The 25,408-nt window shown below is 69.8% G+C and carries 23 protein-coding genes and 1 tRNA gene; 15 read left to right on the top strand and 9 right to left on the bottom strand.

Features of this window, described 5'->3' with window-relative positions; translation table 11 throughout:
- The first annotated feature begins 82 nt into the window (after positions 1-82).
- Positions 83-709, top strand: coding sequence for a ClpP family protease (locus ACTH43_RS05395; RefSeq protein WP_441443898.1), 627 nt, complete (start codon positions 83-85; stop codon positions 707-709).
- On the top strand, positions 706-1,305 hold the full coding sequence (locus ACTH43_RS05390) for a ClpP family protease (RefSeq protein WP_441443897.1): 600 nt from the start codon (positions 706-708) through the stop codon (positions 1,303-1,305). The genes ACTH43_RS05395 and ACTH43_RS05390 overlap by 4 nt, the downstream gene beginning before the upstream one ends.
- On the opposite strand, the gene ACTH43_RS05385 is transcribed toward ACTH43_RS05390, so the two are convergent.
- From ACTH43_RS05385 to ACTH43_RS05370, 4 genes are all read right to left on the bottom strand, one after another.
- Positions 1,286-1,774: a helix-turn-helix domain-containing protein gene (locus tag ACTH43_RS05385; RefSeq protein WP_441443896.1), complete on the bottom strand. Its 489-nt coding sequence runs from the start codon at positions 1,772-1,774 to the stop codon at positions 1,286-1,288. The two genes, ACTH43_RS05390 and ACTH43_RS05385, sit on opposite strands and share 20 nt — an antisense overlap.
- Before the next feature lie 79 nt (positions 1,775-1,853).
- Positions 1,854-2,168, bottom strand: a complete 315-nt coding sequence (locus ACTH43_RS05380; RefSeq protein ID WP_345078620.1) for a putative quinol monooxygenase — start codon at positions 2,166-2,168, stop codon at positions 1,854-1,856.
- Between the two features lie 158 nt (positions 2,169-2,326).
- Complete coding sequence (locus ACTH43_RS05375; RefSeq protein ID WP_441443895.1) at positions 2,327-3,247, bottom strand: SDR family NAD(P)-dependent oxidoreductase; 921 nt, start codon at positions 3,245-3,247, stop codon at positions 2,327-2,329.
- A gap of 5 nt (positions 3,248-3,252) precedes the next feature.
- Positions 3,253-3,771, bottom strand: a complete 519-nt coding sequence (locus tag ACTH43_RS05370) for a MarR family winged helix-turn-helix transcriptional regulator (RefSeq protein WP_441443894.1) — start codon at positions 3,769-3,771, stop codon at positions 3,253-3,255.
- A gap of 108 nt (positions 3,772-3,879) precedes the next feature.
- On the opposite strand from ACTH43_RS05370, the gene ACTH43_RS05365 reads away from it, so the two are divergent.
- On the top strand, positions 3,880-4,821 hold the full coding sequence (locus tag ACTH43_RS05365) for an EamA family transporter (protein WP_441443893.1): 942 nt from the start codon (positions 3,880-3,882) through the stop codon (positions 4,819-4,821).
- A gap of 74 nt (positions 4,822-4,895) precedes the next feature.
- Here the strand turns inward: ACTH43_RS05365 and ku are convergent, their stop codons facing one another.
- On the bottom strand, positions 4,896-6,014 hold the full coding sequence (gene ku, locus ACTH43_RS05360; protein ID WP_441443892.1) for a non-homologous end joining protein Ku: 1,119 nt from the start codon (positions 6,012-6,014) through the stop codon (positions 4,896-4,898).
- A 122-nt stretch (positions 6,015-6,136) separates the two neighbouring features.
- Here ku and ACTH43_RS05355 point away from each other — a divergent pair, with 122 nt between their 5' ends.
- Positions 6,137-8,731 carry an ATP-dependent DNA ligase gene (locus tag ACTH43_RS05355; RefSeq protein WP_441443891.1) on the top strand — a complete coding sequence of 865 codons (2,595 nt, stop codon included), beginning with the start codon at positions 6,137-6,139 and terminating at the stop codon, positions 8,729-8,731.
- Between the two features lie 626 nt (positions 8,732-9,357).
- Positions 9,358-9,561, top strand: coding sequence for a cold-shock protein (locus tag ACTH43_RS05350; protein WP_299300980.1), 204 nt, complete (start codon positions 9,358-9,360; stop codon positions 9,559-9,561).
- Positions 9,562-9,646: 85 nt separating this feature from the next.
- On the opposite strand, the gene ACTH43_RS05345 is transcribed toward ACTH43_RS05350, so the two are convergent.
- The gene (locus ACTH43_RS05345; protein ID WP_441443890.1) at positions 9,647-12,064 is read right to left on the bottom strand and encodes a family 78 glycoside hydrolase catalytic domain; all 2,418 of its coding nucleotides are present in this window, start codon (positions 12,062-12,064) and stop codon (positions 9,647-9,649) included.
- 95 nt (positions 12,065-12,159) lie between these two features.
- On the opposite strand from ACTH43_RS05345, the gene ACTH43_RS05340 reads away from it, so the two are divergent.
- The 3 genes from ACTH43_RS05340 to ACTH43_RS05330 all read left to right on the top strand — a co-directional run bounded on the left by ACTH43_RS05340 (position 12,160) and on the right by ACTH43_RS05330 (position 15,268).
- Positions 12,160-12,870: a M50 family metallopeptidase gene (locus ACTH43_RS05340; protein WP_441443889.1), complete on the top strand. Its 711-nt coding sequence runs from the start codon at positions 12,160-12,162 to the stop codon at positions 12,868-12,870.
- A gap of 107 nt (positions 12,871-12,977) precedes the next feature.
- Positions 12,978-14,486 carry a lipase maturation factor family protein gene (locus ACTH43_RS05335; protein WP_441443921.1) on the top strand — a complete coding sequence of 503 codons (1,509 nt, stop codon included), beginning with the start codon at positions 12,978-12,980 and terminating at the stop codon, positions 14,484-14,486.
- Between the two features lie 164 nt (positions 14,487-14,650).
- Positions 14,651-15,268 (top strand): biotin transporter BioY, encoded by a 618-nt coding sequence (locus ACTH43_RS05330; protein ID WP_441443888.1) that lies wholly within the window; start codon positions 14,651-14,653, stop codon positions 15,266-15,268.
- A gap of 99 nt (positions 15,269-15,367) precedes the next feature.
- Here the strand turns inward: ACTH43_RS05330 and ACTH43_RS05325 are convergent, their stop codons facing one another.
- Positions 15,368-16,384, bottom strand: a complete 1,017-nt coding sequence (locus tag ACTH43_RS05325) for a YdcF family protein (protein WP_441443887.1) — start codon at positions 16,382-16,384, stop codon at positions 15,368-15,370.
- Positions 16,385-16,490: 106 nt separating this feature from the next.
- Between ACTH43_RS05325 and ACTH43_RS05320 the strand changes: the two genes are divergently transcribed.
- The gene (locus tag ACTH43_RS05320) at positions 16,491-17,051 is read left to right on the top strand and encodes a DUF6328 family protein (protein WP_441443886.1); all 561 of its coding nucleotides are present in this window, start codon (positions 16,491-16,493) and stop codon (positions 17,049-17,051) included.
- 106 nt (positions 17,052-17,157) lie between these two features.
- Here ACTH43_RS05320 and ACTH43_RS05315 read toward each other — a convergent pair whose 3' ends face one another.
- Positions 17,158-18,591 (bottom strand): tagaturonate epimerase family protein, encoded by a 1,434-nt coding sequence (locus ACTH43_RS05315; protein WP_441443885.1) that lies wholly within the window; start codon positions 18,589-18,591, stop codon positions 17,158-17,160.
- A gap of 162 nt (positions 18,592-18,753) precedes the next feature.
- On the opposite strand from ACTH43_RS05315, the gene ACTH43_RS05310 reads away from it, so the two are divergent.
- From ACTH43_RS05310 to ACTH43_RS05290, 5 genes are all read left to right on the top strand, one after another.
- Positions 18,754-19,767, top strand: a complete 1,014-nt coding sequence (locus ACTH43_RS05310) for a LacI family DNA-binding transcriptional regulator (protein ID WP_441443884.1) — start codon at positions 18,754-18,756, stop codon at positions 19,765-19,767.
- 78 nt (positions 19,768-19,845) lie between these two features.
- Positions 19,846-20,517 carry a DUF1801 domain-containing protein gene (locus tag ACTH43_RS05305; protein WP_441443883.1) on the top strand — a complete coding sequence of 224 codons (672 nt, stop codon included), beginning with the start codon at positions 19,846-19,848 and terminating at the stop codon, positions 20,515-20,517.
- Between the two features lie 164 nt (positions 20,518-20,681).
- Positions 20,682-22,412: a potassium channel family protein gene (locus ACTH43_RS05300; protein ID WP_441443882.1), complete on the top strand. Its 1,731-nt coding sequence runs from the start codon at positions 20,682-20,684 to the stop codon at positions 22,410-22,412.
- A 34-nt stretch (positions 22,413-22,446) separates the two neighbouring features.
- Positions 22,447-22,983, top strand: a complete 537-nt coding sequence (locus ACTH43_RS05295; RefSeq protein ID WP_441443881.1) for a peroxiredoxin — start codon at positions 22,447-22,449, stop codon at positions 22,981-22,983.
- Positions 22,984-23,085: 102 nt separating this feature from the next.
- Positions 23,086-23,174, top strand: a tRNA-Ser gene (locus ACTH43_RS05290).
- Positions 23,175-23,304: 130 nt separating this feature from the next.
- Here ACTH43_RS05290 and ACTH43_RS05285 read toward each other — a convergent pair.
- Positions 23,305-24,105: a GntR family transcriptional regulator gene (locus tag ACTH43_RS05285; protein WP_441443880.1), complete on the bottom strand. Its 801-nt coding sequence runs from the start codon at positions 24,103-24,105 to the stop codon at positions 23,305-23,307.
- A 289-nt stretch (positions 24,106-24,394) separates the two neighbouring features.
- Here ACTH43_RS05285 and ACTH43_RS05280 point away from each other — a divergent pair, with 289 nt between their 5' ends.
- Positions 24,395-25,324: a transporter substrate-binding domain-containing protein gene (locus tag ACTH43_RS05280; RefSeq protein WP_441443879.1), complete on the top strand. Its 930-nt coding sequence runs from the start codon at positions 24,395-24,397 to the stop codon at positions 25,322-25,324.
- Positions 25,325-25,408: the final 84 nt, after the last annotated feature.

Below are 25,408 nucleotides of genomic sequence, written 5' to 3'. Positions count from 1 at the left end.
CCCTGAACTGATCAGCGCAGGACTGATCAACCCAGAGCGGAGATGCTGGCGCCGCGCCACCGGCCCGGCGAAGACTCGCCACATGACCACCACCTCACCTCCAGCCACGACCACCGCCGCCCTCACCGACCGCATCGATCTCGGCCTCCTCCACCAGCGCGTCCTGCTGCTGGATCGGGAGCTCGATCAGGACAATGGCGCCCAGCTCAGCGCCGGACTGCTGCTCCTGGCCGCCGAGGACCCCGACAGCGACATCACGCTGCTGATCAACTCTCCTGGCGGGCTGGTGCCCGCCATGCTCGCGATCGGGGACCTCATGGACCTGGTGCCCTGCGATGTGCGCACCGTCGCTCTGGGCATGGCCTACAGCGCCGGCCAGTACCTGCTCACGCACGGCACCCCCGGCAAGCGGAGCATCCTCCCGCACGGGCGGGTGCTCATGCATCAGGGATCCGCGGGCTTCGGCGGCTCTGCAGCCGACATCGAGATCCAGGCCGAGGACCTGCGCGCGAACCGCGATCTGCTCATCGACATCACCGCAGAGCGAACCGGGCAGCCGCGAGAGACGATCGCCCGCGACTCGGAGCGCGACCGCTTCTGGTCCGCAGCCGACGCGGTCGCCTACGGATTCTGCGACCAGGTGGTCGCCGACCTCCGCGAGATCCTCCCGATGCGGTCCGCCACCACGACGACAGGACTCGGACGATGAGCAGCTACACCATCCCCAGCGTCATCGAGCGCACCGCAGGCGGCGGCGAGCGGACGGCCGACATCTTCTCCCGCCTGCTCAGCGACCGCATCGTCTACCTCGGCACCGAGGTGGACGACGGGGTGGCGAACACGATCATCGCCCAGGTGCTGCACCTGGAGAACGAGTCGCGGGACACCCCCATCCAGATCTACCTGAACTCCGCCGGCGGGGACGTGCAGGCAGTGCTCGCCATCCACGACGCGCTCGCCTATGTGCGCAGCCCGATCGCGGTGACCTGCGTGGGCCAGGTCGTCGCCGCGCCGGTGCTGCTGCTGGCCGCGGGAACTCCCGGGATGCGGGCCGTGCTGCCGCACTCGCGCGCGGTGCTGCGACCGCTCGAGGCCAGCGGACGCGGAGCGATCCCGGACCTGATCCTTGCCGTCGAGGAGGTCGAACGGGTGCGCCGCCAGCTGGAACAGCTGCTCGCAGAGTCGACCGGCCGCGACGCCTCGCAGGTGAGGCAGGACCTCGAACGCGAGCGGGTGCTGGATGCCGCGGCGATCGTGGAATACGGGCTCGCCGACGAGATTCTGCTCAGGCGGCCGACAGCATGACGTCGCGCGGGCGGAGCGGGCGGAGGGAGGGTCGGTGCCGTCCGCTGACGACGGACCTCGCCCCGAGCTCAGGCTCGATCTCGAGCTCAGGCGGCGCCGAGCGCGGAGCACGGGCGAGGTCGAGCAGGACGGGCCGGGCGTAGGGCTGGGCCGACGACCGGGCTGCGGGCGTGGCTGCGGGCAGAGCCGAGGACTGAGCTGAGGACCGCGCTGCGGACTGCGCTGAGGACCGAGCCGAGGGCTGTGCCGCTTCGGACATCAACTGGGCGGCCGTCACGCCGAGCGCTCCGCAGATCGCAGCGAGGATCTCGCTCGAGGCGTCCTTGCGCCCACGCTCGACGTCCGAGAGGTGCTGCATGCTCACCCCGGCCTGCCCGGCGACATCGGTGAGGGTGCGTCCGTGCTCCCGTCGGCGACGGCGCAGGGCGCCGCCGATCAGCTCTCGCAGCAGAGGCTCCAGCGTGGTCATGGGATGACGGTACGCCGCCTGCGACGACCCCGCCGGAGCCTCTGCTGTGGGCAGAACCAGGCTCCGGCGGGTTCAGAGGTCAGAGCTGTCCCTGCGCCTCCGTGCCTGCAGGGATGGGGGTCATGCGGGTGACCAGGCCCGGCTTCTCGACCAGGTCCGCCACATCGGCGCGCAGGATCTTGACCTCATCGCTGTCGCCGTGGGTGTCGAGCGCCTCGACGGAGGACCACTTCTCGATCATCGTGATGGTGCCGTCCTCGGCGTCGTGGATCGCATAGAGCTCGCAGCCGTTCTCTCCGTGCACGGCGGCGATGCCGCGATGCATGGCCTCGGCCAGCTCCTGCTTCTTGCCGGGCTTGGGGTAGAAGATCGCGGTGACGACGACTGCGGTCATGGGGGCTCCTGGTGCTGATCGGGGTGGGGTCCTGACCGCCCATCCTGCCCCGTCCGGCCGGGAGCCTCCACACCGTCCGAGCGCTGGGCGCTCAGCAGTACGCGATCGGCAGCCTCGGTCACCGGGCATCACCGGGCGTCACCGGGCGTCACCGGGCGTCAGCGGGTGGGGGACAGACCCACCAGCTCGGCGCTGCGCTGCCACAGCCCCTCGGCGAGAGCGAGGTCGTCGGCCTGCGGGTTCACGCGCGTGGTGGGCCGGTCCTGGTCGTAGTAGCGCCCGGAGGTCCAGGTCGAACCCGGCACGCCGGTGAGGAACCAGGCCAGGGTCGCGCCGCCCTGTTCGGGGCTGATCATCGGTGCGAAGCGCGCGAGCGGCGACTGATAGAACCAGCGCATCGAACTCGCCGATCCGGCGGAGAAGCTCGTGCGCACCAGCCCGGGGTGGAATGCCGCGGAAGAGAGCCCCTGGTCGTGGAACTTCGCGTGCAGGCTGCGGGTGAACAGCACGTTCGCGAGCTTTGCATCCCCGTAGGCCTTGCGCGGGCTGTATCTCCGCTCGTTGCCGAGGTCGGAGAGGTCCAGGTGCCCGAACAGCCGGTTCGCCATGCTTGAGGTGTTCACGACCGAGGCGCCCCCGGGCAGCAGGCGTGGCAGCAGGAGGTTGGTCAGCAGGAATGGGGCGAGGTGGTTGACCTGGAGCGTCTTCTCGAAACCGTCGACGGTCGGGGTGCGGTCGCCGAAGATTCCGCCGGCATTGTTGGCGAGCACGTCGATGCCGTGCTCGGCGGTCGCCGCTGAGAGCGCCGCCGCGAGGCGGCGCACGTCATCGAGACGAGCGAAGTCGGCGATGAAGTGTTCGGCGTCGATCTCCCGCGCGACGGCCGCAGTCTTCTCCGGTGAGCGACCGACTACGAGCAGGCGGACGCCCGTGCCGGCGAGCTGACGGGCTGCGGCGGCGCCGATCCCGTCGGACGCGCCGGTGATGACGATGGTCGTCGGTGTCTGGGCCTGTGTTTGGGACGGCTCGCCGGTCGTTCTCCGACCCGACGCATTCTGGTGGCTGAGGTTCTTGCCCATGCGGGTCAGTCCTTGCTCGTGTCGTGGGTGGAGACGTCGCCCGAGTTCTCCAGGAAGCGTTCCAGCAGCTTCGCCAGCTGAGTCTGCTCCTCGCGCGTGAGCCGGGCGTCCAACAGTTCCTGCTCGGCGTTGACATGGGGGACCACGATCTCGTCGACCAGCTCCCGCCCAGCGTCGGTGAGGCGCACCAGCACGCGGCGCCGGTTGGAGGGGTCCATCGTCCGCTGCAGCAGCCCTTTGTCCTCCAGACGCTGCAGGCGGTTGGTCATCGCGGCGCCGGTGACCATGCTCGAGGCGGCCAGCTCGCCGGGGGTGAGGGTGAACGGGGACCCGGACCGTCGCAGGGCGGCGAGGGTGTCGAATTCCCCGCGATGCAGGCCGACGCCCCGGAACGTCGCCTGCAGCGTGCGGCCGGCAATCTCGTCGACCCGCGAAAGGCGTCCGATCACCCCCATCGGGGTGGCGTCGAGATCCGGTCGCTCCCGGGCCCACTGGGCGAGGAAGTCGCTCACGCGGTCTGCCATGTCATTCCCTCCTGGCGCGGATGGATCGCTCGCGGTGGGGCCAGCGTGAGCGAACCTTCGACATCTAACTGTTTGACGGGACTCTATCGCAGGCATACATTCTCAACCATGAAACAGTTAGACATCGAAAGATCGCGGGGCGGGAATGCTTCCGCGAGTGGCACGCCGTCGGCTCCGCGCCCTGGGTCGGCCGCCGCGCTGACTGTCGCGCTGACGGCGATCGCCCCGATCACCTGGGGGACCACCTACCTCGTCACCACCGAACTGCTGCCTCCGGATCATCCCCTGTGGTCCGGGGCTCTGCGCGCTCTGCCGGCAGGCCTGCTCGCCCTCGCGATCGGCCGCGCCCTCCCGCACGGCCACTGGTGGTGGCGCTCCCTGCTGCTGGGCACGCTCAACATCGGCGCCTTCTTCCCGCTGCTGTTCCTCGCCGCCTACCTGCTGACCGGGGGAGTGGCGGGAGTCTTCGGCGCCACCGGGCCGCTGCTGGTCGCGGTGCTCGCCGCTGTCCTGCTCCGGGAGCGGCCGACGGTGCGTCGGCTGATCTGGGGAGTCCTGGCTGTGCTCGGAGTCGCAGCCACGGTGCTCGGGCCCGATGCCGCGCTCGATCCGCTCGGCATCCTCGCGGGCATCGGTGGCGTGGCTTCGATGGCGGTGGGCACGGTGCTGTCCAAGCGGTGGCGGCCACCCGTCGGCCCCATCGCCTTCGCAGGCTGGCAGCTCACCGCTGGCGGCCTGATCATCCTCCCTCTCGCCCTTGCCGTCGAAGGCACGCCGCCGGCGCTCGACGCGCAGGCGACGATGGGCTATGCCTGGCTCGCGCTTGTGGGAGGGCTTCTCGCCTACGTGCTGTGGTTCCGGGGCTTGGGTCAGATGCCAGCGGGGAGCGCTGCGTTCCTCCCGGTGCTCTCCCCACTCGTTGCGGCTGTGCTCGGCTTCCTCGTGCTCGGCGAGCAGCTCACGGCCGTCCAGCTGGGCGGCTTCGCCCTCGCCCTGATCGCCGTGGTCGCAGCCCAGGGATCCCGTCGAGCGCGGGAGATGTCGCCATGAGGATCCTCGGTGCCGACGGCGCCTCGCCCCTGCGAGAGCAGGGCGGAGGCGGACGGTGCCCTGGGAGGTGAGGCCTACGCCGACTTCTTCGAGCGCTCCGCCGACGAACCGGAGGACTTCTTTGCAGCCTTCTTGGCCTTCGGAGCCTTGGTCTTCGTGCCTGTGCTCTTGGCCGAGGACCCGGACTTCTTCGAGGAGCCGGAACTCTTGGAGGCGCTGGACTTCCCGGAACCGCCGGACTTCTTGGAACCGCCGGACTTCTTGGAGGCACCGGAACTCTTCGCGCTCGACGCCGTGGAGTGCGAGGACTTCTTCGCCGAGTCCGACTTCTTCCGCGTCGGGCCCGACCCCTTCTTCTCCGTCTCGTCCTTCTGCTGTGCCGGCGATGATCCCGATCCGCGGCGCTTCTGCACGCTGCGTTCCAGTGCGTCCATCAGGCTGATGACCTTCCCGCCGCCGCCAGCCGCGTCGGCCTCGTCTTTCGAGCTGTCCTTCCCGAAGGTCGCGTCGGTGTCCACGGAGTCTCCCTGCTCGAGCTTGGCGTCGACCAGCTCGCGAAGCTGCGCCTGGCACTCGTCGGTGAACTGCTCAGGGTCGAAGTCATCGCTGAACTGCTCGACCAGGGACGCCGACATCGCCATCTCCTTGCTGCTGATCTTCGACTTCTTGGGGCCGAAGTCGACCTCCTTGAGGTCTTTGGGCCAGCGCAGGGTTTGCAGCGCGAGCAGGTCCCCGTGGATCCGCAGCACCCCGAGGCGGGTCTTGGTGCGCAGGGTGAAGGTCACGACAGCGGTCCGCTCCGTCTCCTCCAGCGTGCGCCGCAGCAGCACATACGCCTTCGCGGAACGCCCCACCGGCTCGAGGAAGTACGAGGTGCCGAGCAGGATCGGATCCACCTGATCCGAAGGCACGAACTGCACGACGTCGATCTCGTCGTTGTCCTCCGCCGGCAGCGCGTCCAGCTCCTCGTCGGTGAGCACCACCGTTTTGTCGCCATCGTCGTAGGCCTTGTCGATGTGCTCGTAGTCGATCTCTCGGCCGCACACCTCGCAGGTGCGCTGATACCGGATCCGCCCGTGATCCTCATCGTGGACCTGATGGAAGGAGATGTCGTGCGAGCGGGTGGCTCCGTAGAGCTTCACCGGCACGTTCACGAGGCCGAAGGTGATCTCACCGCTCCAGATTGCGCGCATGCCCCATGACATCACGGAGAACCGGCGGTGACCAGGAACGAGCGGTCGGACGGTTGTGCACCTATGGGAGATGAACGATCCCGGGGGGTGACGAATGCGGCGATCGGGGGCACAGTGGGCCCATGGCCATCCCCGCACAGCACGTCGAGGTGGACGGACGGAGGGTGAAGCTCTCGAACCTCGACAAGATCCTCTACCCCTCCACGGGCACCGCCAAGGGCGAGGTGATCGACTACTTCCACCGCATCGCGCCGCTGCTGATCCCGCAGGCCGCGCGTCGTCCCGCGACGCGAAAACGGTGGGTCGACGGGGTCGGCACCACCGAGCGGCCCGGCAAGGCGTTCTTCCGCAAGGATCTGGAGGATCACGCACCGGACTGGGTGCCGCGCGCCGAGATCCGGCACAGCGAGGCCACCGCCACCTACCCGCTGGTGGACGAGGTCGCGGTGCTGGTCTGGCTCGCCCAGCTCGCAGCCCTCGAGATCCATACCCCGCAGTGGCGCTTCGACGAGCACCTCGAACCCGCAGGTCCCGACAGGATGGTCCTGGATCTCGATCCCGGAGAAGGCGCAGGGCTGGCGGACTGCGCTCTCGTGGCGGGATGGTGCCGCGAGATCCTCGCCGATATGGGCCTGGACTCCTATCCCGTGACCTCCGGATCCAAGGGGATCCATCTGTACGCGCCGCTGGACGGCAGCAGCACGGCCGACGAGATCGCACAGGTCGCGCATCAGCTGGCCCGGGCTCTCGAGCAGGACCACCCCGAGCAGGTCGTGAGCGAGATGAAGAAGTCATCGCGCCGCGGCAAGGTGCTCGTGGACTGGTCGCAGAACAACGGGCAGAAGACCACCATCTGCCCGTACTCGCTGCGAGGAAGACTGCGGCCCACCGTCGCCGCCCCGCGCACCTGGGAGGAGATCGAGGACCCCGGCCTCGAACAGCTCGAGATGGCCGAGGTGCTCGAGCGGCTCGAGGAGGGCATCGACCCGATCGCACCGCTGGGCATCGCGGCCGCAGGGAAGGCACCCGCGGTAAAGCGCGCCCGGGACCGGCTCGAGGTGTATCGCTCGAAGCGGGACCCGGAGAAGACCCCCGAGCCCGTCCCCGCGCCGAAGCGCGACCCGGACACCGGCTCCGCAGCTGCACAGGAGGCGCTCGAGGCTCTGCACTCCGAGGAGCCGATGTTCGTGATCCAGGAGCATCACGCCTCACGCCTGCACTGGGACTTCCGTCTCCAGCACTCCGGGGTGCTGGTCTCCTGGGCGGTGCCGAAGGGCCCGCCGCTGGAGACGGACCAGAACCGGCTCGCCGTGCAGACCGAGGACCATCCCCTCGAGTACGGCACCTTTGAAGGCACCATCCCCGCACAGGAGTACGGCGGTGGGGAGGTCGCCCTCTGGGATACCGGCACCGTCGAGATCGAGAAATGGCGCGAGGGCAAGGAGGTGATCGTGGTCTGCCACGGTCGCCCGGACGGCGGCCTCGGCGGGGTTCCGCGACGCTATGCCTTCATCCACACCGGCGGGATGGGCGGATCAGGGAAGTCCGCCGCCGCGAAGGAGAAGGCGGCGGCGAACTGGCTGCTGCACCTCATGAAGGACCAGCCCGACGGTGACGGCGACAGCGAGGGCGGAGAGGGCGGCGGGTCTGCACCCCAGAGCGCGCCGACCACGCGGTCGCGGAAGCCTCCGCGGCGCAGCGAGGACGAGGAGCCGGCCGGGTCGAGCGCGGCCGGCATGGGAGAGCCGCTCTCACCGATGCTCGCGACTCTCGGCACTCGAGGCGACATTCGCCAGGAGGACGAGTGGGCCTTCGAGATGAAATGGGACGGGGTGCGCGTCATCGCGACCGTCACCGAGGGTGCCGTGCGGCTGACCAGCCGTGGCGGCAACGACCTCACCGCGACCTTCCCCGAGCTCGCGGAGCTGCACGACGCCGTGGACCCGGAGCTCAGGGTCGCTGGCGAGACCGTGCTGGATGGGGAGATCGTGGCGCTGGATGGGAGCGACCGGCCGTCCTTCTCCCGGCTCCAGCAGCGACTCGGGCTGACCCGCGAGCGCGACGTCGCCCGAGCGCGGGAGGAGGTCGAGGTCCACGTGATGCTGTTCGACCTGCTGGTCCGCGGCGGTGAGTCGCTGGTGCGAGCGTCCTATCTGGAACGCCGGGAAGCGCTGTTCGACGCCGTCAGCGTGACCGAGCACGTCCAGCTGCCCCACGCCGACCACGGTGACGTCGAGCATGCGATCGAGATCTCCCAGCAGCTGCAGCTCGAAGGGGTGATGGCGAAGAAGGAGAGCGGCATCTACCAGGCCGGGAAGCGCTCGCGCACCTGGATCAAGCTCAAGAACGCCCACCACCAGGAGGTCGTGGTCATCGGGTGGCGACACGGCAAGGGGGAGCGCTCTGGGACCCTCGGCTCCCTGCTGCTCGCTGTCCCCGACACCGAGGGTGTCCTGCGCTATGCGGGACGGGTGGGCAGCGGCTTCTCGGGCCGAGATCTCGAACAGATCGCCACCGCCCTCCGCTCCCGGACCCGGAAGACCCCTGCGGCGAACAACGTGCCAGCAGCGGATCGCCGTGACGCCGAGTGGGTGCGCGCGGATCTGGTGGGCGAGGTGCAGCACGCCGAACGGACCGAGGACGGTCGCCTGCGCCATCCGGTCTGGCGCGGATGGCGCCCGGACAAGGAGCCCGCACAGGTGCGCTGGGAGGACTGAGGGCCTGGGGCCCCGGGGGCGATGCCGTCGCGATGTCCCGGACGTACGGTGGGTCACATCGGGGTTCGAGCACAAGGGTTCATGCCGTAGTCTTCTCGAAGTCGTCCACACGGCCCGGTCATATGGCAGGATCTGTGGAAGACACGCACGGCGCAGGATGCCTCCCTCGGAGGCGACCGACGACGGTCGCGCAGCACTTCCGACGAAATTGGGACTTCATTACCTCCTCCGCACTGCCTTTGTACGACGACGCTTCTGCGTCACACCTCACGATCGCGCCGATGACTGCCACCGCAGCCGTTGCAGCGCACCAGACCCTCTCCTGGCTCCGAGCCGATGACGACGTCCACGTCGCCACGCTCGCCGGAGAGTTCGCCGGCCATGTCGTCAGCACCTCCGCTGACGCGCCGGTCCACACGGCCTACGGGCCCCAGTTCGGCCGCATCGGCGACTTCGTGTCGCTGGCCGCGGCTCAGGCGGCCCTCGTGGCCGCACCCGCCCCCCAGAACGGCAGCGGTGACCGCATCGGTCGCCGTGACGCCAGGGGCACAACCCATCCGCGGCGGCGCCGTCGTCACGGATACCCGGGCCACGAATGTGGTTCACGACAACGAAGGAATATCGCCATGGCTACTGGCATCGTCACCTGGTTCAACTCCGACAAGGGCTACGGCTTCATCGCCCCCGAGGACGGCTCCGCCGATGTGTTCGCTCACTTCAGCGCCATCGCCGGCACCGGCCGTCGCGACCTCGAGGAGAACCAGCGCGTGGAGTTCGAGACCGAGCAGGGCCCCAAGGGTCTGCAGGCAGTGAACATCCGCGCCCTCTGAGCGCTCCGGCCGATCTACGTATCGGCCGCATGACCTCGACGCCCGTCGGGTCCGGCTTCGGCCGGGCACGGCGGGCGTCGTGCTGTCACCAGGTCACGACGTGGCGCCCTGCCTCGCAGACCTTCTCGGTTCCGGGCAGGAGCACCCGTGCACGGGCTCCCTCAGGGACCACCAGCGTCATCACGCGCTCCTCGCGGACCACCTCGATCACGATCTCCCCGAGATCCGTCTCGCGGGAGAAGGCGATGTGGGCCACCGGCACCCGCGGATCGGGCTCGACCACGAAGTCCCGCCATCCGTCGGGCCCTCGCCGCAGCCCCACCACCCATTCATGGAGCCAGGTCGCGGGGGTGCCCATGAAGTAGTGGGAGCAGGAGCGGGGGTTCTCCCACATCTCCATGAAGGTCGAATTCCCCGCCTCCAGCCACGCCTTCCATCCCGGCGCGGTCGGCGAGTTCAGCACCCGCCAGGCCAGCTCGCCATGACCGTGCGCCGACAGCACCGGCAGCAGGAAGCGCACTCCGATGTGCCCGCAGTCGTGGTGATCCCCGCGCGCCTCGATATCCGCCACCAGATTCGCCACCACCGCCTCGACGTGCTCGGGCGGGACCGTCCCGAAGGCAAGGGGCAGCAGGTTGCTGGTCTGGCGGTAGGCGGGTGCGGCAGCGCCCGCAGGGCCGGGAGAATCCGCAGTGTTCGCCCTCCCGCCCTCGGCGCGAGTGCCGGAATCTTCGGGAGCGGCGGAATCCTCTGGAGCGGTGGAATCTTCTAGAGTGCCGGGATCGCGGTAGCGACCCGCGACGGGGTCGAGGAAGACGGCGTTCACCGCCTCCTCCAGCGCGGTGGCGTCGGCCCGCAATGCTTCCGGATCCGGCACCCCCTCGATGCTCTCGCCGCTCGCGGTCCAGGGGTCACCACCCGCACCGCCGCTCTCGAGCGTGGCCAGGTCCACCGCATGGGCGAGGGAGCGCAGGGCCCTTGCCACGAACAGCGAACCGGACAGGCGCTTGTCCTCCGGGGCAGGGCCGGGGCTGCCCGGGCTGAGGTAGTCGCCGAGCACCCCCGAGATCAGCCCCTCCTGGTCACGTCGGGAGAGCTCATGAGCGAGATAGCTCGCCGCCGCTGGACCGTGCAGCGCGACCAGCCCCACCTCGCCGTACTCGGTGACCATCTCGTCCAGCAGCGTCGGCAGCAGGCAGGTCCACTCCGGGGCGGGCGAGAGCTCGTCATACCCCCAGTCCGGATTCGGCGAGATCACCGCGAGGGATCCGTCCGCCCGCTGCCCGTCGACCTGGTCCGCCAACCACTTGCGCAGCATCCGGCGCATATCGAAGCTCGTGGTCATCGCCGCGAGCGCCGTCAGCGCATCACCGGTCCACCCGTTCTTCTCCTGGATCGGGGTATCCGTGGGGACGTGATGCATGTTGTTCAGCAGGGAGGCGCGCATCGCCGCGTCGAACTGTTCGAGATACGGATCCGACGAGCTCAGCCTGCTGACCTCGCGAAGATCCGCATGGGCGAGGACCCCGGTGACCTGGAGCCCAGCCAGGTCGCCCGAGAGCGGTTCGAGCTGCACATAGCGGAACCCCTTGTAGCTGTGCCGCGGGGCGAAGGAACGTGCGAAGGCAGGCTGCAGCAGCACCCGGTCCTGCTGGAAGCGATCGGTGTGGATGTGCTGGTTCACGTCATCCACTGTGCCGTCGGCCAGGAGCTTCTCCCCGTGCCGTGCCACGAACTCGACCGGGGGCGCCCACGGCCCCACCTCAGCGGGGAGCGTGAAGCGGCACCAGCCGGCGATCACCCGTCCCATATCCAGCACCACCCGCTGCGGAGTGGAGGAGACCAGGGTCGGGAGGAGCTCCTCGCGCACCACCACGGGCTCCTGCACCTGGTGCACCAGCAGCGGTTCAGCAGACCTCTGCGCCCGGCGGGACCCGCTGCCGGGACGGTCCACCAGCACCGGCGCCCAGCCGGCATCGTCATAGCCCGGCAACCGCCATGCGGCCGGGTCCTCGGTGGGAGCGAAGGTCTCACCCTCGTACATCGAGTCGAAGACCACCGGGCCCGGCCGGGTGCGCCACCCTTCCCCGGTGGACAGCGCCCGGGTGGTGCCGTCGGCCAGATCGATCCGAAGCCGCGCCCAGGCCCGCACCGGGCCCCGCCAGGGCGCCAGATGCCAGCGCCATTCGTTCGGGGTGGTCGTCGCATGGAAGCCGCGGCCCAGTTCGATGCCGAGCACGTTCTCGCCGCGGGTGAGCAGCTCCGCAGCGTCCACCTCGCACACCTGCACCCGTCGGCGAGGATCCGTCAGCCCCGGGTCGAGCAGACCGTCGCTGATCGGAGCGCCGTTGAGATAGGCGCGGAAGGTGCCCAGGCCCGTCACCAGCAGCCGCGCCGCGACCGGCGGCGAGGCCAGCTCGAACGACATGCGCAGGAGCGGATTCTGCGGATCCTCACCGGGGGCGGTGATCCATCGGGCGAGGGCGGGGTCGATGTCCGGCATGCGGTGCCACCAGGTCCTTCGAGTCGTCGTCGACGGGTGCGGACAGTCTGGCACGCTCCCAGCGCGCTCCAGGCCGGAGCTGTCACCATGGCTCCATGACCCTCGAGCAGATCGGCCGCGAGATCACGGGCCGCCTCATGCCCGACGCTGCGCCCGCCACCGGCTGGTGGACACTGCTCGCGCTCGTCCTCGCACTGGTCGTCGTGGTGCTGCCTCCGCTGTGGAGGTTCGCCCGGCTCGCGGTGACGATCGTGCACGAGCTCGGCCACGCGGTCATCGGGATCCTGATGGGACGACGCTTCACCGGCTTCGTGGTCAGCGCCGACATGTCCGGTCACGCGGTCACCGTCGGCCCGCGGCGCGGCGTCGGCCGGGTGGCTTCCACCTGGGCCGGATACCCGGCCCCCGCCATCGTGGGCGCACTGCTGGTCCAGATCTCCCTGCACGGCTGGGCGCGCACCGCCCTCTCCATCGCTCTGGTGGTGCTCGTGCTCTCGCTGTTCTTCTCCCGCTCGCTGCACACCCTGGCCGCGGTGCTCGGCACTGCTGTGGGCGTCGGCGCCCTCTGGTGGTGGGGCAGTCCCGCGCTCGCCGCGCTGCTGACCCTGGCCACCGGGGTGTTCCTGCTGCTGGGTGCCTGGCGTCACCTGGGGGCGGTGATCACCGGCGGCGGTAGCTCCGACGATCCGGCCCAGCTCGCCCAGCTGACCCCGGTGCCAGCCTGGATGTGGACCGCGAGCTTCGCCCTCGTGCTCGGCGCCTGCAGCTGGTGGGCGGCCAGCACCCTCGCACCCTTCGTGCTGTGAGCGCGGGAGTCGGCGCCGGGACATGGGCGCGCCCGTGACAGTTCCGGCCCGGCGGCGGATGATCGGAGGCGGAGACCCCGAGCCCGGAGGTGGACGCCGTGGACGCCATGGAATGGACGAGCTGGCTCGCCCTGCTGGACGGGCACGACCATCTGATCGCCCGCGAGGTGATCCAGCGGGGGGTCGCGGCGGTGTTCATGCTCGCCTTCCTCTCGAGCTTCCACCAGTTCCCCGTGCTGCTGGGGGAGCGGGGTCTGCTCCCGGCGACTGAGTTCCTCGAGCGTGTCGGCGACCGCGCCGGGCCGACTCTGTTCCGCTGGCGCCGGACCCCGTACAGCGATCGCCTGCTGCGGGTGATGTGCCTGGTGGGCATCGTGCTCGGTGCCGCGGTGGTGGTGGGTCTGCCGCAGCAGGGGCCCGCATGGTCCATGATCGCGGTGTTCGGCGTGATGTGGCTGCTGTACCTGTCGATACATTCCGTGGGCCAGGTGTTCTACGGCTTCGGCTGGGAATCGATGTTGCTGGAGTGCGGGTTCCTGGTGGGCTTCCTCGGCTCCCACGCGGTCGCGCCGCCGCTGCTGATCCTGTTCTTCCTGCGCTGGATGCTGCTGCGCCTCGAGTTCGGGGCAGGGATGATCAAGCTGCGCGGCGACGATTCCTGGCGGGACCTCACCGCGATGGATCATCACCACCAGACCCAGCCGATGCCCGGTCCGTTGAGCCGCCTGGCCCACCTCGCGCCGCGCTGGTGGCACCGACTCGAGGTGCTCGGCAGCCATGCCGTGCAGCTCGGGGTGATCTGGTTGATCCTGCTGCCGCAGCCGTTCGCCTCGATCGCGGCGGTCGCGGTGATCCTCACCCAGCTCTTCCTCGTGCTGACCGGCAACTACGCCTGGCTGAACTGGCTGACGATCCTGGTCGCCTTCGCGGCGATCAGCGACTCGTTCCTGCGCTGGGCGACCGGCGGGCCCTGGCCGGGCTGGGGATGGCAGCATTGGCCGCGATGGCCGAGGAGCGGGGATCCCTTCGCAGCCGGCGCCCCGCCCGCCGTCGATGCCTCGCCGCTGTGGTGGCAGCTGCTGATCCTCGCCGTGTTCGCGGGGCTGCTCGTGCTCTCGTGGAAGCCGCTGCGCAACCTCTTCTCGTCCCGGCAGCTGATGAATGCGAGCTTCAACCGCTTCCACCTGGTCAACGCCTACGGGGCTTTCGGATCGATGACGGAGAGACGCTTCGAGGTGGTCATCGAGGGCACCCGCGCCCCGGACCCGGACACCGCTGACGAGGAGGAATGGCTGCCGTACGAGTTCAAGGGCAAGCCCGGGGACGTGCGCCGGCGCTCCAGGCAGTTCGCGCCCTATCACCTGCGGTTGGACTGGCAGATGTGGTTCCTGGCGCTGCGTCCCGGCCCGCAGGCCTGGTTCGTGGCGCTGCTCGAGAAGCTGCGCAGCGGCGACCCCGGCGTACGGCGCCTGCTGCGCACCGATCCGTTCGAGGGTCGGGCGCCGACGGGGATCCGGGTGCGGTACTTCGAGTACCGCTACGCACGGCCGCCGGAGCGGCGGGGGAGCGGTGCGTGGTGGGTGAGGACCGACCTGGGGGTGATCGCCAGACTGTGATCGGCAGACTGTGATCAGCAAGGGGTGATCGCGAGGTGGTGAACACCGGGGTCTGTGCGCTGGACTGCGAACGCCTGGCTCGCAGCGCGCTGGACCGGTCGCGACGGGATGCGGTCAATGCGTAGGCTGGCCCCTGCTGCATCCGACCGTTCCCGAGGAGCCCCATGTCCGCGATCGCCATCCCGGCCCGCCGCCCTGTCCTGGCCGACGCCCTGGCCCCGCACCGCACCCGCCTGCAGGACGCCGGCCTGGTGCTCGCGGGCGCCGGCATCGTGGCCCTGCTCGCCCAGGTCACGATTCCGCTGCCGCTGGTGCCGATCACCGGTCAGACCCTCGGCGTCATCCTCGTCGGCGCCGCGCTGGGCTCCCGCCGCGGCGCGACGGCCCTGCTCACCTATCTGCTGGTCGGGCTGGCAGGTGCGCCGGTGTTCGCCGAGTTCACGGGCGGGCCGGCCGCGGTCCTCTCCCCGAGCTTCGGGTTCATCCTCGGCTTCGTACCCGCCGCCTTCGTGGCGGGCTGGTTCGCCGAGCGCGCCTGGGACCGCAAGCCGTTCCTCGCCATGGCCGGCTTCGTCGCCGCGAGCGTGGTGCCGTTCCTGCTCGGTGTGCCCTACCTCGCCATGATCCTCAACGCCGTGATGGGTGCGGAGCTGGGCCTGGGCGGCATCCTGGCCGCCGGGGTGTGGCCGTTCGTCGCCGGTGGCCTGGTCAAGGCCGGTATCGCCGCCGTGCTGATCCCCGCCGCCTGGCGCGGGGTGCGCTCGCTCGACGAGCGCCGCTGACGTGACGCGGCGCCGCTGACGTGACGCGGCGCCGCCCGGACGGGGGAGTCCTCAGCCGGGGGAGTACCCAGCCGGGGGAGTGCCTAGCCGGCGGAGTGCTCAGACCGCGAGCGTCGCCGCTCGCACCAGCAGCGCCACGAAGACCAGTGAGGGCAGGAAGCCCACGCTGAGCCAGAGCTTGCGGTAGGACAGGATCGCGAGGAACTCGCGCAGGGTGGCGCTGGGCACGAAGTAGAACGCCGTCGGCCCTCCGATCGCTTCATCGGCGTACCCGAGCGACCGAGCGAGCAGAGCGGCACGGAACGCGTGATACCTGCTGGTGGAGACGACGTACGGGCCCTGATGACCGGCTTCGTCGAGGATCTGGTGCGAGAAGCGCAGGTTCTCCGCGGTCGTGCGGGACGCGGCCTCGACCCGGATCCGCTCCGCCGGCACCCCCACCTCCTCGATCAGGTACTCCGCCATCGCCTCGGCCTCGGCGCGCGGCTCATCGTCGCCGCGGCCGCCCGAGGGCACCAGCAGAGGATCCAGCCCGGCGCCGAGCAGCCGCTCGCGCTCTGCAACTGCGCGGTCCAGCCGGCTGCGCAGCAGCTTCGGGACCTTGCCGTCGATCAGCCCGGAGCCGTGGATGATCACGCCGCTGGTCGCCAGCTGCCGCGGGAACAGCTGGTACGGGATCGAGGCGCACAGGAACACAAGGAACGCCAACCCCACATGGAGGGCGAGCAGAGCCAGCAGCGCCCCGGCGCCGAGGCCCAGCGGGGTCATCGTGAGCACCGCTGCCGCGGAGCCCACCGGCGCTCCCAGGAGTGCCAGTCCCGCCAGCGCAGAGAGCAGGTTGCCCAGAGAGCGTCCCTCCTTGCGCACCATCGTCAACCCGTTCCAGACCAGGAAGACGCCCAGGACCAGCACGCCCAGCAGCGCCACGCCAGCCCCGACGAGCACCAGCAGATCGCCCAGGGGCAGCGCGGTGGAGACCAGGCGAGCCAGCGTCGAGAGGCTCGAATAGAGCGCGATCAGCAGCAGCACCCCGTTGCGCACCCGTCGGCGATCCCGACGGAACACCAGCAGATACACCGCCCACCAGAAGGCGGTCCCGATCAACGCACCCAGCATCCGCGACTCCTCATATCGTCCTGGCACCCATCGTTCCACGGCCCGCACACCGGCCGTGCCGCCGGGGCGGGTCCTGCACCGCCGACGCTGGTTCTACACTGAGCCGATGGGCGTCCACGAGGTTCCAGACGAGGTTCCAGACGGGGTTCCAGGCGAGGGCCCGGACAAGGTCTCGCCCGCCGCGCAGGAGCCGACCGCGGGGCGTTACCAGCGTGAGGAATCCGCGGCCGAGCGGCTGGATCGCAACTGGAACGAGCTGCTCCAGGAAATCCGGGTGCTGCAGACCGGTTCCCAGATCCTCGCAGCGTTCCTGGTGGTGCTGCCCTTCCAGTCGCGCTTCGAGGAGCTCGACCCGGTCCAGATCGGCTGGTATCTCGGACTGTTGCTGCTCGCTCTGCTGATCGTCGCTCTGCTGCTGACCCCGGTCGGGATGCACCGTCGACTGTTCCGCCAGCGGGCCAAGGACGAGATGGTCAAGACCGCCAACACGTTGCTGCACGCCGCCATCCTGCTGCTCGGGGTGCTGCTGAGCGCCGTGGCCGGCTTCGTGATCGATGTGGTGCTCAGCCGGGGTATCGCCGTGGGAGTCAGCCTGCTGCTGCTCGGCCTGATGGCCGCGCTGCTGATACTGCTGCCGCACCGGATCGCGCGGAAGACGCGGGGCTGAGACGAGGACCCGCGGCTCGGCGGGAACGCCGGACTGCACCGCTGCCATACGCCGGAGGGCCGGTCCGCGCTGAAACGCGAACCGGCCCTCTGAGGATGCTGCGGGATCAGCGAGCCAGCGGCGCCGCGAACGGCGAGACGTGCTTCCCGATGTGGGCGGCGAGGACGTCGGTGTGCTGGGCCTGGTTCGCCGCGACGACTGCGAGGAAGCGGTCGTGGATCGAAGCGCCGGAGGCGTCCTTCCCGTTCAGCGAATCGCCATAGCCGACGTGCAGGATCTGGCGGGCGTCGTTCGAGCGGATCAGCTCCAGCAGGTCCACGCCCTCCAGCGACGTCGGGGTGCGATCCTCGTGGGCGGAGACCTGGTAGCTCGCGCGGGCCTCGACGTAGGAGGCGCGGGAGATGTCCCAGATGGCTGAGAAGAGCTCCGCGTCATGAGCGGCGACGATCTCGACGCCGCACAGGTAGCTGGTGCCGGAGGTCTTCAGGTGCACCAGGCCCTGGGTGGCCTCGACGCACAGCGGGTAGATCGAGAACTTGTCCGAGCCCGAGTGCAGCGAGATCTTGTAGCCGCCGAACTGCTGCGAGATCGCGTGGTGCGCCTCGAGGTTCGTGCGCAGCTCCTCGGCGTCACCCAGGAAGTCCAGGCCCTTCTCGAAGCCGTCCACGTAGCGGGGGGCGAAGCTGAACCAGGAGGCGCCCAGGCGCTTGAGCTCCGAGGCCATGTAGAAGTGCTCGAAGAAGGTGGTCAGCCAAGCGGTCTCGTCGACGGCGAACTCGATCTCGACCTCGTGCTTCGCGTTCTCGGTGACGTGGCGGTACAGGCGCATCGACTCCACGACCGCGCGGCCGTACTTCACGGCGGCGGTGAGGACGTCCTGCTCGGTGACCTCGATCTGCGAATGACCGACGTCCAGGGTCATGCCCACGTAGCGCTGCTTGAGAGCCTCGAGGGAGTCCTCGAGCTGGTCCCAGGGCAGCGCCGCGGCGTCGGCCTCGGAGACGCCGGCGGTGACGTCGGCGACCATGTCGCCCGGATCGAGGGTGAACATCACGAAGCCCGCGTCGAGGCCGCGGTCGATGCCCTCGGTGGTCTTGATGTGGTCGCAGTCGGCGCCGAAGCCGCTGTCCCAGCCGGCCTCGACCAGGCCGAAGATCGCGTCATCCATCACGGACTGGGCGTTGCGGCCCAGGCGGTCCATCTCGCGGATCGACTGCTGGGCGAGGACCGGCATCACGCCGGCGCCCTGGGTGGCGAAGGCGCGCGCCTGGCCGGGAGTGGCGAGGCCGGTGCGGTCGCCGGTGCCGATCGAGGTGCGGTGGCCGCCGATCTTCTGGGGGCGCAGCGCGGGGAAGGCGGCCTGCAGCGCCTTGGCGTTCGCGGTGGACAGGGGGCCGGTGAGCACGTGGCCCTCACCGGCTGCAGCGGCCTCGCCCTCGAAGGAGCTCAGCGCGGTCGCCGCGGAGGCGATGAGCTGGAGCGAGCGGGCAGAGCCGTCGTAGCGGATGCTCGCCTCGAGGGCGTCGTTGCGCAGGGTCATGAAGTTCTCCATTTCGGATGGGTGAGGGACGTCCGCTGTCCCGACGGCCACCATCGCCGTACATCGTAAACGATTGCATACATTTGGCCTGGGTGGAGGGCCATGTTTCGGCTATGCTCTCCGCAGTGACTGCAAACTTTGCAGGTCGCAGAGGAGGCGAGCATGGCGGTGACGCTCAAGGACGTGGCCCGGCAGGCAGGGGTCTCCATCGCGACCGCGTCCCGCGCCTTCCAGCGCCCCGAGATGGTCGGCGCGAGCTCGCTGGCCCGCATCCGAGCAGCTGCGGCCGACCTCGGGTACAGCCCCAATCGCACCGCCCGCGCGCTGATCACCGGCCGCGCCGGGGTGTACGGGGTGATCGTGCCCGATCTCGAGAATCCCTTCTTTCCTGCGGTGCTCAAGGGAGCCCAGGCGCGCGCCCACCAGCTCGGCGCCCAGCTGCTGATCACCGACGCGGGGGAGTCCCCGGACGGTGAGCTGCCTCTGGTGCGCACTCTCGCCCCGCAGGTCGACGGGATCATGCTGTGCTCGAGCCGGATGGATGAGGACTCCCTGCGCGAGGCCGCAACTCTGACCCGGCTCAGCCTGGTCAACCGGGTCTCGCCTCAGCTGCCCGGCGTCTACGCCGATCCCGAGCCGGGGATCCCCGCGGCGGTGCAGCATCTGCGTCGGCTCGGACACCGTCGCCTCGGATACGTGGGTGGACCCGCCGTCAGTCGTTCGGACCGGGCGCGCCGCTCCGTGATCAGCCGTATCTGCGCCGAAGCCGAGCTGGACTGGGTCGAGATCGGTCCCTTCCCTCCCACCGCGGACGGCGGCCGCGCTGCGGCCGAGGCGCTGCTGCAGACCGATGCCACCGCAGTGCTGGTCTACAACGACCTGATGGCGCTGGCGCTGATGGAGCGCCTGCGCAGCTACGGCGTGGACGTGCCTGGCCAGATCAGCGTGGTGGGCTGGGATGACATCCCGTTCGCCGCCATGGTCACCCCGGGCCTGGCCACCATCCGGGTGCCGCGCTACGACATGGGCGCGCGGGCGATCGAGATGCTCCACGAGGGCACCCTCCGGGAGGCGGACCCCGCACATCTCGGGCTGCCGACGCAGTTCGTCCCCCGGGCCTCCATCGCCCGGGCCGACGGTGCAGGTCTCAGCGGCCTCAGCGGTCTCGCCGGGTGAAGACAGCCGGGTGAAGACAGCCGGGGGAAGACCGGCGGGTGCAAGGTGCGGCGGGAGCCACTGCTCTACGCTCCCTCCATGAGTGACCTGTCCACCTCCATCGGAGATGTCCCCGGCGTCGGCCGGCCTGCTGCTCGCGCCCTGGCCGGCTCCGATCTGCACACCGTCGGTCAGCTCGCAGGCCTCGACTGGCAGCAGCTCGCGCAGCTGCATGGAGTGGGTCCGGCGGCCGGGCGTCGGCTGCAGGCGGTGCTCGAGCTCCATGGGGTCCCCTTCCGCAACCCGCCCGCGCCCGCACAGCGACAGGACGTCGTGACCAAGGGTGCGACGGGCACGGGCGCTGCGGACATCACCACCCACGCCACGGAGGTCGACCCGGCGCAGTACGTCGCCGGGCTCGATGCGCGCCGCCGCCGCGAGGGCGCCATGCTGCTGGAGATGTTCGGCGAGGCCACGGGGGAGCGGGCCACCATGTGGGGGCCCAGCATGATCGGCTACGGCGAGGTCCACTACCGCTACGCCAGCGGCCGCGAGGGTGACACCTTCCAGCTCGGCTTCAGCCCCCGCAGGGCCGAGCTCGCGCTCTACGGCATCCAGGGCTTCCCCCGTTCCGAGGAGCTGCTGGACCGGCTGGGCAAGCACCGGCGGGGTGCGGGCTGCGTCTGGGTCAGGAAGCTCGAGGACATCGACACCGCGACGCTGGCCGAGCTCGTCGCCCATGCCTGGGAGAACGGGCCCGACACCGCCTGAGCACAGCCGGCCGAGCGCACAGCCCGGCGGTGACGCTCCGCTCAGCGGGGCCCCGTCGGATGCGCCCTGTGCCCAGTGAGGCCTACTGTGCACCGAGGGACCCCGCGAGCCGGGTCAGAGCACCGGACGGGCGAGCAGCCCGAACGGCCGTGGAGAGGACAGCAATGGGCCTGTCGACAGGTGAGCGCACGCGCGTGGAGCGGCTTCTGTTCGTCGGCCGACGGTCGAAGGCCGGAGTCGTGATCCTCGGGATCGGCGCCCTGATGGTGATCATCCATTCCGCGGTCTTCAAAGTCCTGATGGCGCAGGAGGTGACGGATCACTCCTGGGCCAGCGCGGTCTACTGGACCATCACGACCATGTCCACCCTGGGCTATGGGGACATCACCTTCACCTCCGACCTGGGCCGGCTGTTCTCGCTGTGGGTGCTGCTCAGCGGGGTCGTCTACATGCTGGTGCTGCTTCCCTTCTTCGTGATCCAGTACGTCGTTACCCCCTGGCTGGACCGGCGCCGTGCCGCACGGACCCCGCGAAAGGTTCCGCCGACCCTGCGCGATCACGTGCTGCTGGTGGGCTCCGACGCGGTCACCCAGGCCTTCGCCGCCCGGGCTGAGCGGTCGCAGGTGGCCGCCGTCGTGGTCCTCGAGGACATCGCACTCGCCGGAGAGCTGCATGACCAGGGACGACAGGTGATCGTCGGTCCCTTGGACTCCGCGATGACCTATCGCAACGCCGGAGCATCGCGGGCGCGCCTGGTGGTCTCGACGCTCTCGGACACCGCGAACACGAACGTCGCCTTCACGGTGCGCCAGGCCGCCGCCAGGGTGCCGATCGCGGTGACCGCCTCGAAGCCGGTCTCCGTCGACGTGCTCGATCTCGCCGGCGCCGATCACGTGCTCGAGCTCGGAGCGGTGCTGGGCAGGGAGATGGCCTCTCGCGTGCTCGGCTCGACCGGGCGGTTCCACGCCATCGGCTCCTTCGGCTCCACCCTCATCGCCGAGGCGGCCGCCCACGGCACCTCGCTGGTGGGCCTCACGCTGGGGGAGGCGATCCCCCTGCTGCGCTCACGGGTGCGGATCCTCGCGATCATGCGCAAGGGCAGGCTGCGAGCGATGACGCCGGATCTGCGGATCACCGACGGCACGGTGCTGGTGCTCGCCGGGCAGGCGGCCGATCTCGCCCAGTATGACGAGCAGTTCCAGAGCGAGGAGGTCTCCGAGGAGCCCGTCGTGATCCTCGGCGGCGGCCGGGTGGGGAGATCCGCCTCCCGTGCGCTGAGCGACGAGGGGATCCCCAACACGATCGTCGAGGTGATGCCGGGCCGGGTCGAGAACTCGTACTCGGTGCTCGAGGGGACGGCGAGCTACGCCGTGGTCGAGGGGGATGCCGCCGATCAGCGGGTGCTGCGCCGGGCGGGCCTCGAGAACGCCTCGGCCGTGCTGGTCACCCCGCGCGACGATGACCTCAACGTCTACCTCACGCTGTTCTGCCGGCGCCTGCGGCCCGAGCTGCAGGTGGTCTCCCGCGCCACCTACGAGCGCAACGTCGCCACGCTCTACCGGGCCGGCGCGGACAGCGTGCTCTCCTACGCCACGACCGGCGCGACCGACCTGTGGAACCACGCGGGCCTCAGCCATCGCGTGCTGGTCGCCGAGGGCAACGAGCTGTTCCTGGTGCCTCGGCCCGCCTCGCTCGTGCGCCGATCGGTGCGCGATGACGCGGTGCGCCGCAGGACCGGCTGCCACATCGTCGCGGTCCTCGACGAGGACGGCACCGTGGGCTATGACACCGAGTCGATCCCCTCCGCCCCCGGGCAGCTGCTGCTGCTCGGAGATCGGCACGCCGAGCGCCGCTTCCGGCAGGTCTACCTGGGACGCCGCAGACTGCGCCGCTAGGCTGAGCAGTCACCTCATCGTCGTCAGGAGACCCATGCCGTCCGCACCCGAGTCGTCCGCAACCGCGTCGTCCGCGCCCGAGCCGACCGCACCCGCGTCGTCCGCGCCTGTGAAGCTCGCCGTAGGCGATGCCGCCCCCGCCTTCGACCTTCCCACCGCCGGCGGTGGGCGGGTGGATCTCGCCGCGCTGCGCGGCGCCCCGGTACTGCTGTGGTTCTACCCGGCGGCGAACACCTCCCTGTGCACGAAACAGGCCTGCGATCTGCGAGACAACCACCAGCTGTTCCTCGATGCCGGCTACCGCGTGATCGGGGTGTCCCCGGACCCGGTGGCAGAGCTCGATCGCTTCGTCGCCGAGCAGGAGCTTCCCTACACGCTCGCCTCGGATGAGACCCACCAGGTGATGGAGGCCTACGGCGCATGGGGCGAGAAGAACATGTACGGGAAGCTGGTCCAGGGCACCATCCGTTCCACCTTCGGGATCGATGCTGAGGGCGTGCTGACCTTCGTGAAGTACCGCGTCGGCACCCCGAAGCACATCGCGCTGCTGCAGGAGAAGCTCGGCCTCTGAACGGGTTGCTCACAGATGTGACGTGATCTGCGCGCTCTCGCTTTGGTGCACTCCCCGGCCTCCCGTATGCTGTGGCGGCGTGCTGCGCGAGAGCCAGCACCAGGAGACGTGGCAGAGCGGCCGAATGCGCTCCCCTGCTAAGGGAGTAGGCGACCAAAATCGCCTCGGAGGTTCAAATCCTCTCGTCTCCGCCGATGGCCGATTCTGATCGGCCGGATGATCGGCACGAAGAAGGCCCCGACCCTGCGGCATGACCGCGGGGGAGGGGCCTTCTCGCATCCCGGACGGACCTGTCGGACCGGTCGGGGACGGCGGCAGCGCTCAGGAGAGCTGGCTGTCCTCGCCGAGGGTGGTCCACTCAGGACCGTCGGACTCCAGCAGATCGGGGTCGCGCACCACGTCCTGCTGGCTCTCCCCGCTGCGCAGGCGGGTAGCCAGCTCCTGCAGGGTCTCGCGGAGCACCGCGCGGGCACGTGAGGCATCGCCCGCCGAGAGAGCGTCCAGCAGCGCTTCGTGGGCGGCCGTGATGTCGGCCCGCACGCCGAAGCCGCGCGGGTCCGAGAAGCTCCCCATCCGGGTGAGGATCACGATCGTGCTCATGGCGGAGATCAGGAACCGGTTCCGGGCGAGCTCGGCGATCTGCTGGTGCAGCTCGAGGTCCGCGTTGCCTGCCTCGATGACCTCCTCCGCCTCGAGCGCCCGCCGGGTCCGCTCCAGGGCATCGCGCAGCGGGGCCAGCAGCGACTCGACAGCGCCGTCGTCGCCTTTCGCCCGCAGGATGCTGACGCGATCGGCCACGATCGAGGCGGCCTGCATCTCGATCCCCAGCCGGTAGTCGATGAAGTCCGACATGGTCTCGGCATCCATCATGGTCACGAAGAGTCCGCGGCCCGGGATCTGGGTGAGCAGACCGTCACGCACCAGGCGCTGGCAGGCCTCGCGCAGCGAGGATCGCGAGATCCCCATCTGCTTGGACACCTGCACCTCGGGGATGGTGTCACCAGGGCGCAGGTCGCCGTAATAGATCGCATTGCGCAGCTCGAGCTCGGCCTGATCGATGATCGAAGGGCGGCGGATGGGCTGCATCATCGGCAGCCGGACCGTTTCCTGGCGAGGTGGCATCGCATCCTCCTGTGCTCGAGCGCGATACGCGCGGGGCGTCATCTAATCATCCGCCCTCCGACCGGTGCAGGCATGCACGTGGCGAGTCATCGCTGTCACATCTCGGCTCGGGGCCGGCCTGCCGCACGGGTCACGACACCATCACGAAAGCGGTTCGAGGTCGATCTTCACCCCTTGGGTACCGTTAGCGTGGGTGTGATCCGAATTGCTGATCTGCGGATTGTCGGACAGCAGGTAGTGTCGTACATCACCGCAGAGCACGAGACATACACGCCAAGGGAGCATCTCCATGCAGAACCGCCGACACTTCATCCGAGGAAGCGGTCTGGTCCTGTCGGCCGCCGCACTGGGCGGGCTGGCCGCCTGCAGCCGCACCAGCACCGGAGGCGGCGAGGACACCGGGGCCGGTGGCAGCGACGGCGGCGGCGGGGGAGACCTCCTCAGCCAGCTGCAGGACGCCGGGACCATCACCGTCGGCTTCGCCGGGGAAGCTCCCTACAGCTTCGAAGAGGGCGGCGAGCTGATGGGCGCGACCCTCGCCCTGCACCGGGAGATCTTCGGAGAGCTCGGCATCGACAAGGTCGAGGGCAAGCTCACCGACTGGGGCTCGCTCATCCCGGGCCTGAACTCCCGGCAGTTCGACGCGGTCAGCGCTGGCATGTCGATCCTCCCGGACCGCTGTGCGCAGGCCGCGTTCAGCGAGCCGGAGTTCCAGTACACGACCGCGCTGATGGTGCCCATGGGCAACCCGGAGGGCCTGGTGGACATGAACTCCTTCGTGGACTCGGGTCTGACCGTCGCCACCATGTCCGGCGCGGTCGAGTCCGACTATGTCGCCGCGCTCGGCCTGGACAGCATCGAGGTGGGCGGCCCGCAGGACGGCGTGGATGCGCTCAAGGCCGGCAATGCCGCGGCCTTCGCCCTCACCGCGATCTCCCTGAACTGGCTCGCCGACAACACCGTCGACGACGTCGAGGTGACCGAGAGCTTCGTCCAGGAGATCGACGGTGTGAAGCAGGTCGGCGCAGGCGGCACCGTCTTCCGCCAGGAGGACACCTCGCTGCTGGACGCCTACAACGAGAAGCTCGCCGCGATCATCGGGGACCCCGAGCGCTACCTCTCGATCGTCGGCGACTTCGGCTTCAGCGAGGAGGAGCTGCCGCCCGAGGAGATGACCAGCGAGATCCTCTGCAGCGGTGACCTGTCCTCCCTGCAGTGACCCCAGCTCCATCGATGACGGCGTCCCGGCGCGGCCCCTCGCGGGTCGCGCCGGGCCGTTCGTCGACCGAGAGGTGATGTACAG

The sequence above is a fragment of the Brachybacterium sp. genome, assembly GCF_052095815.1.
In the GTDB taxonomy this organism is placed as follows: Bacteria; Actinomycetota; Actinomycetes; order Actinomycetales; family Dermabacteraceae; genus Brachybacterium.
The sequence above is the reverse complement of the archived record's forward strand: the minus strand, read 5'-3'. Positions and strand labels throughout refer to the sequence as shown.

Bases quoted from the DNA above. Each gene is read 5' to 3' on its own strand.
- ACTH43_RS05395 (WP_441443898.1), top strand. From the start codon at position 83: ATGACCACCACCTCACCTCCAGCCACGACCACCGCCGCCCTCACCGAC.
- ACTH43_RS05390 (WP_441443897.1), top strand. From the start codon at position 706: ATGAGCAGCTACACCATCCCCAGCGTCATCGAGCGCACCGCAGGCGGC.
- ACTH43_RS05385 (WP_441443896.1), bottom strand. From the start codon at position 1,774: ATGACCACGCTGGAGCCTCTGCTGCGAGAGCTGATCGGCGGCGCCCTG.
- ACTH43_RS05380 (WP_345078620.1), bottom strand. From the start codon at position 2,168: ATGACCGCAGTCGTCGTCACCGCGATCTTCTACCCCAAGCCCGGCAAG.
- ACTH43_RS05375 (WP_441443895.1), bottom strand. From the start codon at position 3,247: ATGGGCAAGAACCTCAGCCACCAGAATGCGTCGGGTCGGAGAACGACC.
- ACTH43_RS05370 (WP_441443894.1), bottom strand. From the start codon at position 3,771: ATGGCAGACCGCGTGAGCGACTTCCTCGCCCAGTGGGCCCGGGAGCGA.
- ACTH43_RS05365 (WP_441443893.1), top strand. From the start codon at position 3,880: ATGAAACAGTTAGACATCGAAAGATCGCGGGGCGGGAATGCTTCCGCG.
- ku (WP_441443892.1), bottom strand. From the start codon at position 6,014: ATGCGCGCAATCTGGAGCGGTGAGATCACCTTCGGCCTCGTGAACGTG.
- ACTH43_RS05355 (WP_441443891.1), top strand. From the start codon at position 6,137: ATGGCCATCCCCGCACAGCACGTCGAGGTGGACGGACGGAGGGTGAAG.
- ACTH43_RS05350 (WP_299300980.1), top strand. From the start codon at position 9,358: ATGGCTACTGGCATCGTCACCTGGTTCAACTCCGACAAGGGCTACGGC.
- ACTH43_RS05345 (WP_441443890.1), bottom strand. From the start codon at position 12,064: ATGCCGGACATCGACCCCGCCCTCGCCCGATGGATCACCGCCCCCGGT.
- ACTH43_RS05340 (WP_441443889.1), top strand. From the start codon at position 12,160: ATGACCCTCGAGCAGATCGGCCGCGAGATCACGGGCCGCCTCATGCCC.
- ACTH43_RS05335 (WP_441443921.1), top strand. From the start codon at position 12,978: ATGGAATGGACGAGCTGGCTCGCCCTGCTGGACGGGCACGACCATCTG.
- ACTH43_RS05330 (WP_441443888.1), top strand. From the start codon at position 14,651: ATGTCCGCGATCGCCATCCCGGCCCGCCGCCCTGTCCTGGCCGACGCC.
- ACTH43_RS05325 (WP_441443887.1), bottom strand. From the start codon at position 16,384: ATGCTGGGTGCGTTGATCGGGACCGCCTTCTGGTGGGCGGTGTATCTG.
- ACTH43_RS05320 (WP_441443886.1), top strand. From the start codon at position 16,491: ATGGGCGTCCACGAGGTTCCAGACGAGGTTCCAGACGGGGTTCCAGGC.
- ACTH43_RS05315 (WP_441443885.1), bottom strand. From the start codon at position 18,591: ATGACCCTGCGCAACGACGCCCTCGAGGCGAGCATCCGCTACGACGGC.
- ACTH43_RS05310 (WP_441443884.1), top strand. From the start codon at position 18,754: ATGGCGGTGACGCTCAAGGACGTGGCCCGGCAGGCAGGGGTCTCCATC.
- ACTH43_RS05305 (WP_441443883.1), top strand. From the start codon at position 19,846: ATGAGTGACCTGTCCACCTCCATCGGAGATGTCCCCGGCGTCGGCCGG.
- ACTH43_RS05300 (WP_441443882.1), top strand. From the start codon at position 20,682: ATGGGCCTGTCGACAGGTGAGCGCACGCGCGTGGAGCGGCTTCTGTTC.
- ACTH43_RS05295 (WP_441443881.1), top strand. From the start codon at position 22,447: ATGCCGTCCGCACCCGAGTCGTCCGCAACCGCGTCGTCCGCGCCCGAG.
- ACTH43_RS05285 (WP_441443880.1), bottom strand. From the start codon at position 24,105: ATGCCACCTCGCCAGGAAACGGTCCGGCTGCCGATGATGCAGCCCATC.
- ACTH43_RS05280 (WP_441443879.1), top strand. From the start codon at position 24,395: ATGCAGAACCGCCGACACTTCATCCGAGGAAGCGGTCTGGTCCTGTCG.